General features: G+C 60.1%; 15 protein-coding genes. 10 read left to right on the forward strand and 5 right to left on the reverse strand.

The annotated features are described in order from the left end of the window. The 3 genes from AB5Z09_RS18970 to rluA form a co-directional block, all read left to right on the forward strand. Positions 1-226: hypothetical protein (locus AB5Z09_RS18970; RefSeq protein ID WP_368195999.1), on the forward strand; the 226-nt coding region annotated here is incomplete at its 5' end. A 269-nt stretch (positions 227-495) separates the two neighbouring features. Beyond that, entirely contained in the window at positions 496-3363 is a 2868-nt protein-coding gene (gene rapA, locus AB5Z09_RS18975) for an RNA polymerase-associated protein RapA (RefSeq protein WP_368196000.1), read from the forward strand. A gap of 115 nt (positions 3364-3478) precedes the next feature. Continuing rightward, entirely contained in the window at positions 3479-4135 is a 657-nt protein-coding gene (gene rluA / locus AB5Z09_RS18980) for a bifunctional tRNA pseudouridine(32) synthase/23S rRNA pseudouridine(746) synthase RluA (RefSeq protein ID WP_005348764.1), read from the forward strand. Positions 4136-4195: 60 nt separating this feature from the next. Here rluA and AB5Z09_RS18985 read toward each other — a convergent pair whose 3' ends face one another. From AB5Z09_RS18985 to treR, 5 genes are all read right to left on the reverse strand, one after another. After that, positions 4196-4384, reverse strand: a complete 189-nt coding sequence (locus AB5Z09_RS18985; RefSeq protein ID WP_005336040.1) for a hypothetical protein — start codon at positions 4382-4384, stop codon at positions 4196-4198. Positions 4385-4504: 120 nt separating this feature from the next. Further along, positions 4505-5104: a sugar O-acetyltransferase gene (locus AB5Z09_RS18990; RefSeq protein ID WP_368196001.1), complete on the reverse strand. Its 600-nt coding sequence runs from the start codon at positions 5102-5104 to the stop codon at positions 4505-4507. A gap of 3 nt (positions 5105-5107) precedes the next feature. Continuing rightward, the gene (gene treC / locus AB5Z09_RS18995) at positions 5108-6769 is read right to left on the reverse strand and encodes an alpha,alpha-phosphotrehalase (RefSeq protein ID WP_368196002.1); all 1662 of its coding nucleotides are present in this window, start codon (positions 6767-6769) and stop codon (positions 5108-5110) included. Between the two features lie 66 nt (positions 6770-6835). Next, positions 6836-8266: a PTS trehalose transporter subunit IIBC gene (treB, locus tag AB5Z09_RS19000; RefSeq protein ID WP_368196003.1), complete on the reverse strand. Its 1431-nt coding sequence runs from the start codon at positions 8264-8266 to the stop codon at positions 6836-6838. Positions 8267-8458: 192 nt separating this feature from the next. Further along, entirely contained in the window at positions 8459-9406 is a 948-nt protein-coding gene (gene treR / locus AB5Z09_RS19005) for a trehalose operon repressor TreR (protein WP_368196004.1), read from the reverse strand. A gap of 137 nt (positions 9407-9543) precedes the next feature. On the opposite strand from treR, the gene AB5Z09_RS19010 reads away from it, so the two are divergent. From AB5Z09_RS19010 to pbpG, 7 genes are all read left to right on the forward strand, one after another. Further along, the gene (locus tag AB5Z09_RS19010) at positions 9544-10494 is read left to right on the forward strand and encodes an AEC family transporter (RefSeq protein ID WP_047437154.1); all 951 of its coding nucleotides are present in this window, start codon (positions 9544-9546) and stop codon (positions 10492-10494) included. 62 nt (positions 10495-10556) lie between these two features. Continuing rightward, the gene (locus AB5Z09_RS19015) at positions 10557-10751 is read left to right on the forward strand and encodes a heavy-metal-associated domain-containing protein (protein ID WP_120416408.1); all 195 of its coding nucleotides are present in this window, start codon (positions 10557-10559) and stop codon (positions 10749-10751) included. Positions 10752-10881: 130 nt separating this feature from the next. Continuing rightward, positions 10882-11940: an L-asparaginase 2 gene (gene ansB / locus AB5Z09_RS19020; protein WP_005348754.1), complete on the forward strand. Its 1059-nt coding sequence runs from the start codon at positions 10882-10884 to the stop codon at positions 11938-11940. A gap of 90 nt (positions 11941-12030) precedes the next feature. Beyond that, on the forward strand, positions 12031-12237 hold the full coding sequence (locus tag AB5Z09_RS19025) for a hypothetical protein (protein ID WP_139123930.1): 207 nt from the start codon (positions 12031-12033) through the stop codon (positions 12235-12237). Next, positions 12200-13492 (forward strand): hemolysin family protein, encoded by a 1293-nt coding sequence (locus tag AB5Z09_RS19030; protein WP_005336050.1) that lies wholly within the window; start codon positions 12200-12202, stop codon positions 13490-13492. Before AB5Z09_RS19025 ends, AB5Z09_RS19030 begins: the two co-directional genes overlap by 38 nt. A gap of 18 nt (positions 13493-13510) precedes the next feature. After that, positions 13511-14176: a DedA family protein gene (locus AB5Z09_RS19035; RefSeq protein ID WP_005343012.1), complete on the forward strand. Its 666-nt coding sequence runs from the start codon at positions 13511-13513 to the stop codon at positions 14174-14176. 159 nt (positions 14177-14335) lie between these two features. Next, positions 14336-15163, forward strand: a complete 828-nt coding sequence (gene pbpG / locus AB5Z09_RS19040) for a D-alanyl-D-alanine endopeptidase (protein ID WP_263718094.1) — start codon at positions 14336-14338, stop codon at positions 15161-15163. Positions 15164-15392: the final 229 nt, after the last annotated feature.

Genomic DNA, 15392 nt, shown 5'->3' on the forward strand with positions numbered 1-15392 from the left:
ACCAGACATTGAAAATCAAAAATTGTTTTTGATGTTCGATGCTGTGAGTGCCCACACAGATTGCTTGATTCAAATTGTTAAAGAGCGACGCAACAATGTGTTGCTGCGGGAGTGGAATTCTACTCAACCGCCTTCTCGAGTCAAGCCTTATTTTCAAAGGCTTTTCGAGGTTATCGACGAAGTTGTTTGCGTTGCCGCCTGCCCTGTCGATGGAGGCGCATTATAGGGATCTGGATCACGCTTGCAAGGGTGTTTTCGAATTAAATTCGCATTTTTGGTTTAACCGTTCACTAATCACCCAAAAAGCGCATTTATCCTGCAACAACACACCCGTTTGGCGAGCTCGCTATCCTCTAGATGGCGTGGCGGTGGTAGCAGATCAAGGTTGTGGCGATTTGGTCTCTCTACATCTATATGCATGGTGATCGAGGTCACGCCTTCGGGTAACATAGCGCCCCTTTGCGATTCACACACTCTTGGGCTTTGGAGAGTTTAATGCCTTTTGCACTTGGCCAGCGTTGGATTAGTGATACAGAGACGGATCTGGGGTTGGGGACTGTCGTTGCTGTTGAAGGACGCATGGTTACCCTGTTGTTTCCGGCTACCGGTGAAAACCGCATGTATGCCAAAGAAGAGGCGCCGGTCACCCGGGTCAGCTTCAATGTGGGCGATCAGATCACCAGTCACGAAGACTGGACAATGACAGTCGAAGAAGTGCAGGAGAAAGACGGCCTGCTTATATATGTAGGTGTGCGCACCGACAATAATGAGCCCGTTGCCCTCAAGGAAGTGTTTCTCAACAACTTTATCAAGTTCAACAAGCCGCAGGATCGCCTGTTCGCCGGTCAGATCGATCGGATGTCCCGCTTCACCCTGCGCTACGAGGCGCTGGTCAACCAGCACCAGCGTCGTCGCAACCCGACTCGCGGTCTGGCCGGTGGCCGGGTCAGCCTGATCCCGCACCAGCTCTATATCGCTCATGAAGTGGGTCACCGCTACGCCCCGCGCGTACTGCTGGCTGACGAGGTGGGTCTGGGCAAGACCATCGAAGCGGGCATGATCATTCATCAGCAGCTGCTCTCCGGTCGCGCCCATCGGGTGCTGATCCTGCTGCCCGAAACGCTCCAGCATCAGTGGCTGGTCGAGATGTTGCGCCGCTTCAACCTGCACTTCTCCCTGTTTGACGAGGAGCGTTGCATCGAGGCGTTCGCCGATGCGGAGAACCCCTTCGAGACCGAACAGCTGGTGATCTGCAGCCTCGACTTCCTGCGCAAGAAGCGTCGTCGCTTCGAGCAGGTGCTGGAAGCCGAGTGGGATCTGCTGGTTGTCGACGAAGCCCACCATCTGGAGTGGAGTGAAGAGGCGCCGAGCCGTGCCTATGAAATGGTGGAAGCGCTGGCCGAACAGGTGCCGGGCGTGCTGCTGCTGACCGCCACCCCGGATCAGCTGGGCCACCAGAGCCACTTTGCCCGTCTGCGCCTGCTCGATCCCGAGCGTTTCTACGACTACGAGGCCTTCCTCGCCGAGGAGCAGGCCTATGGTCAGGTCGCCAGCGCAGCGCAAGAGCTGCTGGATGGCGAGACCCTGAGCGATGAAGCCAGACAGACCCTCGCCAGCCAGCTGGAAGGGCTGGACTTGAGCGATGCCGCCGCCCGCCAGCAGGCGGTCGCCAAGCTGCTGGACCAGCATGGCACCGGCCGGGTGCTGTTCCGCAACAGCCGCGCCAATATTCAGGGCTTCCCCGAGCGTCACCTCAACGTCTACCCCATGCCGCTGCCGGAGCAGTACAAGACTGCCATCAAGGTGATGGGCATGATGGGTGGCAACGGTGGCGATCTGCAGACCCGCGCCCTGCGCTACCTCTATCCCGAGAAGATCTTCCAGCAGTTCGAAGGCGACAACGCCACCTGGACCCAGTTCGACCCACGCGTTGAATGGTTGCTGGAGCTGCTGCTCTCTGCCCGTCAGCAGAAGGTGCTGGTGATCTGCTCCGAAGCAGCGACCGCCATCGCGCTGGAAGAGGCGCTGCGTACCCGTGAAGGGATCCGTGGTGCCGTGTTCCACGAAGGGATGTCGATCCTTGAGCGGGACAAGGCCTCCGCCTATTTCGCCCAGCAAGAGGGTGGCGCCCAGGTGCTGCTCTGCTCCGAGATCGGCTCAGAGGGTCGCAACTTCCAGTTTGCCAGCCATCTGGTGCTGTTCGATCTGCCTCTCAACCCGGATCTACTGGAACAGCGTATCGGCCGACTGGATCGTATCGGTCAGCAGAATACCGTCGAGATCCATGTTCCCTATCTGGAGGGTACCTCCCAGCGCGCCCTGCAGCTCTGGTATCACGATGGCCTCGATGCGTTCGAGCAGACCTGCCCGACTGCCCGCCCGGTATTCGAAGCGGTACGTGAAGAGCTGTTCGAGCTGCTGGCCGCCAACACCGGCGATCAGGCGGCCCTCGAGACCCTGCTGGTCAAGACCCGCGAACTGCACGAGCCGCTCAAGGCCCGGCTGGAACAGGGCCGCGATCGCCTGCTGGAGATCCACTCCAGCGGTGGCGCCGCCGCCCAGCAGCTGGTCGACAAGCTGGCCGCCGAAGATGATGACACCGGCATGATCTCCTTCGCTCTCAAGATGTTCGACGAGATCGGCGTCAATCAGGATGACCGTGGCGAGAACGCGCTGGTGCTGACCCCCGGGGATCATATGCTGGTCTCCAGCTTCCCGGGCCTGCCGCAAGACGGTATGACCATCACCTTCGATCGCAACACAGCCCTGTCGCGGGATGACATGGCGCTGCTCTCCTGGGATCACCCCATGATGCGCGGCGGTATCGACCTGATCCTGGGTTCCGAGATCGGTGCCACCTCGGTGGCACTACTCAAGAACAAGGCGCTGCCCATCGGCTCCATCCTGCTTGAGCTGATCTTCGTTGCCGAGTCTGCGGCCCATCCCCAGCTCTACCGCTTCATGCCGCCGACACCGATCCGTCTGCTGATGGACAAAAACGGCCAGAATCTGGGTGAGAAAGTGGCGTTTGATGCCTTCAACCGTCAGCTGACGCCGGTCAATCGCCACCTCGGCAGCAAACTGGTCACCGCGTCCCAACCGGTGATCCACGGTCTGATTGGCAAGGGCCAGGCCATTGCCGAAGAGCTGAAAGCCGGGATTGTCGACAAGGCCCGCGCCCAGATGGCGCAGACCCTGCTGCAGGATCTGGATCGTCTGGAGGCGCTCAAGGCAGTCAACCCGAACGTGCGCGACAGCGAACTGGATTATCTGCGCAATCTGCAGGCAGAATTGCACCACCTGATCGATCAGACCCAACTCAAGCTGGATGCAATCCGCTTTATCGTGGTCACCCATAACTGACAAGGTACCGACCGACAGCGGCCAGAACCAGCTCAAACTGGATACCCAAGGCCGCTTTGTCGTGGTTACCCATAACTGATGGGGGCTTGCCCCCACCTTCTGATGCGAGACATTTATGTTTGAATACTCACCGCCTCTGGAACCCTGGCTCGATATCCTGTTCAAGGACAAGGACATCATGGTGGTCAACAAGCCCACTGGCCTGCTAAGCGTCCCCGGGCGCGGCCCCGAGAATGAAGACAGCGTCCTGCATCGGGTGAAACAGCAACACCCCAAGGCGGCGGCAGCTCATCGCCTCGACATGTCCACCACAGGCGTCATTGTCATTCCCCTCAATCCCAACTCTCATCGGGAGCTGAGTCGGCAATTTCGCGAGCGGGAGACCGAGAAGCACTATCTCGCCTGGGTGTGGGGTGAACCGGAGCTGGATGCGGGCGAAGTAGATCTGCCGCTCTGCGTCGACTGGCCCAACCGGCCGAAACAGAAAGTTGACCACGAAGAGGGGCGTCACGCCCTGACCCTGTGGCAGAAACTGAAGGTGGAGAACGGCAACAGCCTGATCAAGCTGACTCCCATCACAGGTCGCTCGCACCAGCTGCGCGTCCATATGCTGGAGCTGGGGCACCCGATCCTGGGTGACAACCTCTACGCCCATCCGGATGCGCTGGCAGCGGCGCCCCATCTCTACCTGCATGCGGCCATGCTGACCATCAGTCACCCCCGTAGCGGCGAGCGGATGACCTTCGAGGCGCCGGCTCCTTTCCCGGTCTGATCCCGCAAATCGCAGAGATAAAAAAGCCCCCATCGCAAGATGGGGGCTTTTTCATTAGGGTCAGACGCGAATATCGATCTTGCTTCCCAGAGAAGCGCTGGCCGATGTCGGTGCAACCGGCGCTGATTGCGCTGCATTTTGCAGCAGCTTCAGCGCAGCTTCGCCCTCTTGGGTCTGCTGTTTCTTGGCCAGACTGGCCGTCATCAGAGCAGAACCAAACGACGCATTTGCAGAACTTGATATATCCATAGGGTTCCTCCTGCACTCAACAGTATCGGCCAAGCGGCCCCGAACATAAGCACTGAATGCAAAACAATCTGAAAGTCGCTTTTCTATCAATCAGATAGCAATAGCATTCATGGCCCCTGTTCACCGCTGGATGACGCCTTCAAGCTCCTGTGCCGTCATCGCCCGAAGCACCTTACAGGGGTTGCCAGCCGCCAACACATTGGCGGGCACATCTTTGGTCACCACCGAGCCTGCGCCGATGACGCTGTTGTCACCGATAGTAACGCCGGGGCAGATGACGACGCTGCCGCCAATCCAGACGTTGTGACCGATCCGCACCGGCTTGCCGAACTCGACACCCTTGATACGTGGCGCCACCGCCACCGGGTGAGCGGCGGTGTAGATCTGCACCCCGGGCGCCAGCAGCACGTTGTCGCCGATGTGCACCTCGCAGACGTCGAGGATGGTGCAGCCCACGTTGGCGTAGAAGTTCTCGCCGACGAAGATGTTGGCGCCATAGTCGCAGAAGAACGGCGGATTGATGGCACACTCCTGGCCGCGGCTACCGAGCAGCTCGTGCAGCAAAGCATCCTGCGCCGGTTTCTCCTGCCAGCTGGTGTTGAAGGTGTGATAGAGCCTGCGGCAGCGCTCACGTGCCGCTTTCAGCTCAGGATCACCCGCATCATAGGGCTCCCCCGCCACCATCTTCTGCCACTCGGTACCGCACACCACCTTCTCCATTACCTACTCCATCAGCCAGATCAGGGATTCATAAGGGCGCAGCATACCCGATTGCGGTTGGGCCGGGCTATCGGGGTAGTTGCCGAGCAGCAGCCGACCCTTCCCGCTTTGCAGCTCGGCAGGCAAGGCAAACTCAACCGGCTCGCCGTAGAAGTTGCTCACAACCAGCAGGGTCTGACCGTTGGCGCGGCGGGCATAGGCCCAGATCTGCGGGTGCCCGGTCAGCAGCTCCTGATAATCCCCCTGGGTGAAGATGGGGTGCGCCTTGCGAAGGGCGATGAGATCCCGGTAGTGCCAGAACACCGAGTGCTGGTTGGTCAGCGCCGCCTCGGCATTGATCTCGGAATAGTTGGCGGCTGGCTTGAGCCAGGGTGTCCCGTTGGTGAAACCGGCGTTGGCCGCAGCGCTCCACTGCATCGGGGTGCGCGAGTTGTCGCGGGACTTGGCACCGAGAATGGAGAGGATCTCGGCCTCGCTCATCCCTTCGGCCTGCTTGATGGCAAAGATGTTGCGGCTCTCCACATCCTGATAGTCATCGATGCGCTGATAGCCGGGGTTGGTCATGCCGATCTCCTCCCCCTGATAGATGTAGGGGGTGCCCTGCAAACCGTGCAGAGTGCTGGCCAGCATCTTGGCGGCCACTACCCGATGCTCGCCCTCATCGCCGAAACGGGAGACGATGCGCGGCTGATCGTGGTTGCACCAGAACAGCGCCGACCACCCCTTGCCATGCATACCGCTCTGCCAGTGGTTGAAGATGCGCTTGAGCTCGAGGAAATCGAACGGCGCCTTGGTCCACTTGTTGCCGTTGGGGTAATCCACCTTGAGGTGGTGGAAGTTGAACACCATGGAGAGCTCGGAGCCATCGAGGGCGCCATAGCGCTGGCAGTGCTCCAGCGAAGTGGAGGACATCTCCCCCACCGTCATGGCTCCCACCGGGGCAAACACGTCGCGGCTCACATCCTGCAAAAATTCGTGGATGCGCGGCCCGTCGGTGTAGAAGCTGCGGCCATCGCCAATCTCGTCGTTCGGGAACGTCTGATCCTTGGAGATAAGGTTGATGACGTCGAGGCGGAACCCATCCACCCCCTTCTTGGCCCAGAAGTGGATGATCTTTTTCACCTCAGCGCGCACCGCCGGATTTTCCCAGTTGAGATCCGCCTGCTCGCGGGCAAACAGGTGCAGGTAGTACTGACCGGTGGCTGAGTCCAGCTCCCAGGCGCTGCCACCAAACTTGGATTGCCAGTTGTTGGGCACTCCGCCATCCACCGGATCGCGCCAGATGTAGTAGTCGCGGTAGGGGCTGTTTTTATCCCCCAGCGCCGACTTGAACCAGGTGTGCTCGGTGGAGGTGTGGTTGACCACGATATCCATCACGATGCGGATGTCGCGCGCGTGGGCGGCGGCCAGCAGCGCCTCGAAATCTGCCATGGTGCCGTAGGCGGGGTCGATGGCAAGGTAGTCGGCGATGTCGTAGCCGTTGTCCACCTGCGGAGAAACATAAACCGGGGTCAGCCAGAGGGCATCGACGCCCAAGGTCTTGAGATAGTCGAGGCGGGCCATGATCCCCTTGAGATCGCCGGTGCCACGGGCAGCGGAATCCTGAAAGCTCTTGGGGTAAATCTGGTAAATCACGGCACTCTGCCACCAGGGTGTTTGGCTCATGGGTCTTTCTCTTGTCTCGAATAGAAAATGGAGAGGGCGACCCGCGGGTCGCCCTGATAATCAGTGTCAGGCGCTGGCTTGGGCCAACTTGCCAGCGGCTTGCTGGCGCTTGTAGACCAGCAGGGTCAGCACCACCGGCACCACGATGGCGACCAGCATGGCGATGGCGAACACCGCCCAGTATTGCGGCTGGATGGAGAGGATGCCCGGCAGGCCGCCTACCCCGATGCCGTTGGCCATCACCCCGGCGAAACCGCAGATGAGGGCGGCAAGGCTGGACCCCACCATGGCGCACAGCATGGGGAACTTGTACTTGAGGTTGATACCGTACATGGCCGGCTCGGTCACCCCGAGGTAAGCGGAAATGGCGGCAGGTACCGAGATCTCCCGTTCGTTCTCCTTGCGGCTAATCAAAATGATGCCGACGACCGCAGACGCCTGCGCAATGTTGGAGAGAGCGATCAACGGCCAGATTGGCGTGCCGCCCATGCTCTGCATCAGCTGCAGATCCACCGCGTTGGTGGTGTGGTGAATGCCGGTAATAACCAGCGGTGCGTAGAGGAAACCGAACAGGGCAGCGCCGATGGGAGCAAAGGAGCCGGTCATGGCCGCCTTGGCAGCGAAACCGACGCCATCGCCAATCCAGCGACCGAACGGGCCGATAAAGGCGTGAGCCACGATCACTGCCAGCAGCAGCGAGACAAACGGCACAATCACCAGATAGAGGTAAGCCGGAATGATCCGCTTGAGGTTGGTCTCCACCCAAGCCAGAAAGACACCCGCCAGTAGCGCCGGAATGACCTGCGCCTGATAACCCACCTTCTGGATCACGAACAGGCCGAAGTCCCACACTTCGGGAGTCTGCTGACCGATGCCGTAGGCGTTCATCAACTGCGGTGACACCAGCGTCACCCCCAGCACGATACCCAGGATCTCGGAGCCGCCCATCTTCTTCACTGCAGACCAGCAGACACCGACCGGCAGGAAGTGGAAAATCGCCTCGCCCAGGAGCCAGAGGAAGGCGTGTACCTGAGCCCAGAACTGGCTGATCTCGGTGAGGGTATGAGTGCCATCGTCGAACATCTTGATGTCGCCGATGACGTTGCGAAAGCCCAGGATCAGACCGCCGGTGATGATGGCGGGCAGCAGCGGAACGAAGATCTCCGCCAGATGGGAGATACCCCGCTCCAGCGGGTTCATGTTCTGGCGCGCCGCCTGCTTGGCGGTCTCCTTGCTGCCACCGCTGACGCCGAGCTGTTCGGTCAGCGCCTTGTACCACTGCTCTACCTCGTTACCGATCACCACCTGGAACTGACCGCCCTGGGTGAAGCTTCCCTTCACCGCCGGGATGGTTTCGATGGCCTTGCTGTCGGCCTTGGCCGGATCGTTCAGGACGAAGCGCAACCGGGTCAGGCAGTGGCTGACGGTGGCGATGTTCTCCTTGCCGCCGATCTTGTCGATCAGGGTGGCAAGCTGCTCTGTGTTGATCTTGGACATGGCTCTTCCCTCTGTGACGCCATTGAATAGTGGTCTGTATCGCCCTTTTGAGCCAGTCTGTCGGCCGGAGCGTTTTTGGTATCGTTCCCATTTAGCATGCCGACAATCTGGCCAGATCGAAATGGGAACGTTCCCAATTCGTGGCCAGCATCACAAAAAGCGCACTTTTTGTTCAGTCCGGAGTGATGGGGGTCACAGGGTTCGACAGGGGGCGATTGTCACCAGCGGAGGCTGATCCTGCTCAATCTGACCGAGCAGCTGACGCGCCGCCTGCTCCCCCGCCCCCTTGTAGCCAAGATCGAGACTGAGGGCGTTGGGGAAGAGGAAGCTGAGCATGGGGTTGTTGCCAAGGCCGGTCACCAGCACCTCGCTACGCCCTTGTTCTTGCAGGTATTTTGCCGCACCAATGGCGAGGGTGTCGCTGGCGCAGACCAGCGCCTGGGTGGATGGGGTAAGCAGCTCGGCCGCCAGCCGGTAGCCGCTCTGCAGGCTGAGATCGCCGAGGGCGCTGCGCGGGCACAACCCCTGCTCTGCGCAGTAAGCGAGATAAGCATCTAGGCGGCGCTGGCCGGTGGTGAGATCCGAGGTATCCACCCCCAGATAGGCGATGTCGCGGGCGCCACGGCTTGCCAGCTGCGCCAGCATGGTGCGCACCGCACCGGCGTCGTCAAAGCAGACCGAGGAGAAACCGGGATGTTCACGGGCGACCAGCACCAGCTTCTCTTTCAGCGACGCCATGGCGGCATAGTCCAAGTCATTGAAGGCGAACAGGATAATGCCATCCACTCCGCGCCGCTCCAGCACCGCCAGATGCTCCTGCACCTTGGCGGGGGAGAACTTGCTCTCCATCAGCACAGCATCGTAGCCACGCTGGTAGAGGGTCTCCAGCATGCCGCGCACCGCCTGATTCTCCGAGCTGGAGTCGAGCCGCGAGACGATGATCCCCACCACCTGCTGGCTCTGGCTGCGCATGGCCCGCGCCGACTTGCTCGGCACGAAGCTATGTTCGGCGATGATCTGCTCCACCCGCTCGCGGGTCTCCTGCTTCACCTTGGGATCCTGATTGAGCACCCGGGAGACGGTCGACTTGCCGACGCCACTCAGTCTGGCGATATCGAGGATGGTCAGTTTCTTGTCCATGAATTGGCTCACAGGAGGCTAGGCGGTGGAATTGCCCACATTGTTGTGATTAACCCCTGTGAATACAAGCCCATGGCGTTAGAATGCCCTTTTTGCCCCGCCGTCAGGGTGTGTGGGCACAGCACAGGATGCCCATCATGGATCTGCTGGCCAGTCTGCTCTTCTCCCTCTCCATCACAGGCCCCATCTGCGTGGTGCTGCTGCTCGGCATCTTGCTCAAGCGGTTGGGGCTGCTGCCGGATCCCTTTACCGAATCCGCCTCGCGACTGGTGTTTCAGGTCACCCTGCCCGCTCTGCTCTTTCTCAGTATTCTGGGTACCAACTTCGCCACCATGCCGAGCCTCTGGTTTATCGGCTATGGCCTGCTCGCCACCGTTATCAGCTATCTGGTGCTGGAGCTGCTGGCCGGACGTTTTATCGAGGAGCAGCGACTGCGCGGCATCTTCGTGCAGGGGAGCTTTCGCGGCAACAGCGCCATTATCGGGCTCGCCTATGTGCAGAACGCCTACGGCCACGAGGGGTTGGGGGCGGCGGCCTTCTATGTCGGCGCGGTGACCGTGCTCTACAACATTCTCGCGGTGATCACCCTCACCCGCAGTCTCGGCGGCGCCACCGGCATTCGCCCCATTCTGCTCGGCATCATCAAGAATCCGCTGATCATCGCCATCGTGGCGGCGCTGCCTTTTACTCTGCTCGGTATCAAGATGCCGCAACTGCTGCTCACCACCGGCAGCTACTTCGCCAACATGACGTTGCCGCTGGCGCTGCTCTGCACCGGCGCCTCTCTCAGCCTCGATGCCCTGCGTGGTGGTGCAGCCATTGCCGGGTGGGCCAGCATCATGCGGCTCTGTCTCATTCCGGCTGCGTTCACTCTTGGGGCGGCCCTGCTCGGCTTCAGCCATCTGGAGCTGGGTATTCTGTTCCTCATCAGCGCTACCCCGACTGCCGCCGCCAGCTATGTGATGACCCGCGCCATGGGGGGCGACAGCGTGCTGGCCGCAAACATCATCGCCACCACCACCCTCGGTTCGCTGGTTACTACCAGCCTCGGGGCGACTCTGATGAACTACCTAGGGTTGATGTACTGACGGCTTGACCTTGCCGGAGGCGGCAGCTTTAGGCTGGCGCCCATCAACAAAGGAGATATCCCATGACCATCGAACTCACCGTGTCCGGCATGTCCTGCGGTGGCTGCGCCGCCAGTCTGCAAAAAGTGCTGCTGGCCCAGCCTGCGGTCACCACCGCAACCGTCGATTTCGCCAGCAGCAAGGCCGTCATCGAGAGCGATCTGAGCAAGGCCGAGCTGATCGCCCTGATCGAAGCCAAGGGTTTTTCTGCGAGTTAAATTATCTCCATAGAGGTATAAAACAGGTTAAAAATCTGTACTCACCTGTCTTTTGGTGAGTTTTATCACAGACCCGGGTTATTAAACGGGCAAACTTGCTGCGATTATTCCAACCACAAGGATTTGCAGCATGACCCTACCGATCCGCAAGACCCTGCTCGCCGCCGTCGTCGGCCTGACCCTCTCCCCCATGGCGATGGCGCTGCCCAACGTCCATATTCTGGCAACCGGCGGCACCATTGCCGGGGCAGGCCAGTCCGCTACCCAGTCCAACTACGAGGCTGGCAAGGTGGCCATCGAAACCCTGATCGCCGCCGTTCCCGAGATGAAGAACGTCGCTGACGTGCAGGGTGAGCAGGTGGTGAAGATCGGCTCCCAGGACATGAACGACGAGGTGTGGCTCAAGCTGGCCAAGCGGGTCAACGAGCTGCTGGCCAAGGATGACGTGGATGGCATCGTCATCACCCACGGCACCGACACCATGGAAGAGACCGCCTACTTCCTCAATCTGACCGTCAAGAGCGACAAGCCGGTGGTGCTGGTCGGCGCCATGCGCCCCTCCACCGCCATGAGTGCCGATGGCCCGCTCAACCTCTACAACGCCGTGGTGACCGCCTCCGACCCCGCCTCCAAGGGCCGTGGCGTGATGGTGGCGATGAACGATACAGTGCTGGATGCCCGCGATGTCACCAAGACCAACACCACCGGCGTGCAAACCTTCGCCTCCCCCAACTTTGGCCCGCTGGGTTACATCCACAACGGCAAGATCGACTATCAGCGCAGCCCGGCCCGCCTGCACACCAGCAAGACGCCGTTTGACGTGAGCAAGCTCGACAAGCTGCCGCAAGTGGGCATCGTCTACAGCTACGCTAACGCCACCGACTTGCCTGCCAAGGCGATGGTGGATGCCAAGTTCGACGGCATCGTCAGCGCTGGGGTGGGTAACGGCAACCTCTACCACACCCTGTTCGATACCCTGGCCAAGGCGAGCAAGGACGGCATCCGCGTCGTGCGCTCCGCCCGCGTACCGACCGGCGCCACCACTCTGGATGCCGAGATCGATGATGCCAAGTACGGCTTCGTGGCCTCCGGCACTCTCAACCCGCAGAAAGCGCGGGTGCTGCTGATGCTCTCCCTGACCCAGAGCAAGGATCCGGCCCAGATCCAGCGCTGGTTCCAGCAGTTCTGACAACGGTTGCCTGACAAGTGATAAGCAAGGGCGGGACTTCCCGCCCTTTTCCCTCCTGCAATGCTGTCTCGCCAAGCACCCACTTCGTCCATGACACCATTTGGCGGGGTCATCCTTCCCTTTTCCGGCCATCTTTTTCAGCCATCACAAAGCGCTGTCATCAAATTAGCGAGCCGGATCACCCGCTTTCACAAGCGCATCGCCGCCAAATTCATTACACTGCCAGCGATCTTATCCACTCAAGGAGTGCTGTTGCTGTATGGAAATATTGATCCTGCTGGGATTGATTTTGCTTAATGGCGTCTTCGCCATGTCAGAAATCGCCATCGTCACCGCACGCAAGGCTCGCCTCGGCAAGCTTGCCTCTGAAGGCAACCGCTCCGCCGCCATTGCCCTCAAACTGGGCGAAGACCCGACCCATTTTCTCTCTGCCGTCCAGATCGGCATTACCAGCATAGGTCTGCTCAACGGTATCTACGGCGAATCCCTGCTGGCCCAGCCCTTCTCCCTCTGGTTGCAGGAGTGGGGGCTCCCCGCCAAGAGCAGTGGACTTATCGCTACCATCATAGTGGTGGTGGTGGTTACTTATCTCTCCATCGTGGTGGGGGAGCTGGTGCCCAAGCGGCTTGGCCAGCTCAATGCCGAGCGCATCGCCTGTCTGGTGGCCCGCCCCATGCACTGGCTCGCCACCCTGACCCGCCCCTTCGTCTGGCTGCTGTCGGCCTCTACCAATGCCAGCCTGCGGCTGCTGCGGGTCAACCAGAACGGCAGCGCCAACGTTACCGAGGAGGAGATCCACGCCATGCTGGTGGAAGGATCGGAAGCCGGGGTAATCGAGGATCATGAACACACCATGCTGCGCAACGTCTTCCGTCTCGACGAACGCAGCCTCTCCTCCCTGATGGTGCCGCGCAGCGATATCCGCTATCTGGATCTGGCGCTGCCGCTGGAGACCAACCTGCAGCGGCTGGTGGAGTATCGACACAGCTATTTTCCGGTCTGCGACGGCAACCTGTCAGAATTGGTGGGTATCATCAATGTCAGCAAGGTGCTGCACGCCTATATCAAGGGGGAGCCCATCGATCTGGCTGCCCTGACCCAGGAGGGCAGCCTGCTGCCCGAGACCCTCAACGGCGTCGAGCTGCTCAACCACTTCCGCACCCACAGCGAACAGATGGCGCTGGTGGTTGACGAATATGGCGAGTTGCAGGGACTGGTCACCCAGCAGGATCTGCTGGAGGCGCTGGCGGGGGATTTCCAGCAGGAGGATGGCGAGGACAACTGGGCATTCCGGCGCGCCGACGGCAGCTGGCTGCTCGATGGCCTGATCCCGCTGCCGGAGTTGAAGGACTGTCTGGAGCTGGTTCGTCTGCCAGAAGAAGAAAAACATCACTATCACACCCTCGGAGGGCTTATCATGCTGCTCCTTGGTCGTGTTCCACAAACCGGAGACCTGGTGACACTGGAACAGTGGCAACTGGAAATTGTTGACATGGATGGCCTGCGCATCGACAAGGTGCTCGCCATGCCCTTGACCGATCAACCCAGCTAACCTGCGGAGTTTGCAAGTATGGAGCAGTTTTACCAACTGGCTCACGCCTTTATGAATCACGATCTGAACACACTTTCCGATCCCAAGATGGCCTTCATGATCTGTGGTGTGATTCTGACGTTTCTGGTACTGGAAAACGGATTCATCCCTACCGCCTTTCTGCCCGGTGACAGCCTGCTGATCCTCACCGGCGTACTCATCTATCAGGATGTGTTGTCTCTCGGGGTGATCCCGCTGTTGATCATGGCCACCTTTGTCGGCACCTGGCTCGGTTACATGCAGGGGCGCTTTCTCGGCCACACCCAGCTCTACCATCGGCTGATGTCCCATGTGGAAGAGCGACACCAGCAGAAGGTCTACCACCTGCTGGACAAGTACGGGATCATCACCCTGATCACCGCGCGCTATATCGCCTTCGTGCGCACCGCCTACCCCTATATAGTGGGTGCCACCGAACTGCCCCAGGGGCGCTTTCTCATCGTCAATCTGATCAGCTCCATCATGTGGATCTGCCCGCTGGTAGGGTTTGGCTACTACCTGAGCCACACCAAGCTGGCCGCCGAATACCAGACCCAGTTCTTCAACATCATCATCTATCTGCCGGTGGCCCTGCTGGTGGGTGGCATGGTGGCGCTGGTCTGGCGCTGGATCAGCAAACGCAGGGCCGCGCAGCCGCGGGATTGACCCCTCGCCCAACGCCCGACCCGAAAGCCCTCGCCAGAGGGCTTTTTTGATCGCCAATTTCGTGCAAATAGCAGAAATAGTCCCGCTCGGCCCTTGTAAAGCCGGGGTAAAAATGAGTGAATCTAGCGCCTTTTTTTGGATGGGAACGGAGTCGGTTGTATGTGGTGTCGGATTCGCGCAGCAGCGCTGGTTGTCGGGTTGATGGGAATGCTGGGATTGCCTGCGGTCAGCGCGGCACCCAACCCTGCCAAACTGGAAGTACGCTCAAGCAGCGCCCTGGTCGTGGATGTAAAAACGGGCAAGACGCTCTACCAGAAGAATGCCACCAAGGTACGTCCCATCGCCTCCCTCACCAAGCTGATGACAGCGCTGGTGGTGTTGGATGCCAAACAGAATCTCAACCAGACCATCACGGTCGACAAGAACGATCTGGATCGGGTCAAACACACTCACTCCCGCATCCGCATGGGCACCAAGGTGACCCGCCGCGACGCCCTGCATCTGGCATTGATGTCCTCCGAAAACCGGATGGCCTCGGCACTGGCGCGTCACTATCCGGGCGGTCGCAGCGCCTTCGTGCGGGCCATGAACAACAAGGCCAGACAGCTGGGTATGCGTAATACCCACTTCTACGACTCCACCGGCCTCTCCACCCGCAACGTCTCTACCGCCCAGGATCTCGGCAAGCTGGCCGCCGCCGCCTATCGTCAGCCGCTGATCCGTCAGTTCACTCAGGATGAGAACCGGGAGATGCGCTTCAGCGCCCCCTCCTACAGCCTGATGTTCAACAACACCAACCCGCTGGTGAAAAACCCGGATTGGGACGTGCGCCTCTCCAAGACCGGCTTCACTGACGAAGCGGGGCGCTGTCTGGTGATGCGCGCCAAACCGGACAGCCGCGAGCTTGCCATCGTGCTGCTCAACTCGGTGGGCAAACGTACCCCCATCGGCGATGCCAACCGCATTCGCAAATGGCTGAAAAGCTGAGTGGATCTCTTCACAAAAAAGGATGCTGCGGCATCCTTTTTTATTGCCCGCAGAACGCCTCAGCAGGCCTTGCAGGATGTTGATGAGCGAACCTTTAGTGATGAGCTGCGCGGCATCTGCCGTTGCAACAGCAGGCATACAGCGCGCCTATAGATGAGGCAAAGGGTGGTGAGGCGGTGCAACGATCAGAAGAACTGTGCGCAATCACAGAAAGGGGAAGAAATAAGGA

It is taken from the genome of Aeromonas sp. R2-2 (genome assembly GCF_040908355.1).
Lineage (GTDB): Bacteria > Pseudomonadota > Gammaproteobacteria > Enterobacterales > Aeromonadaceae > Aeromonas > Aeromonas veronii.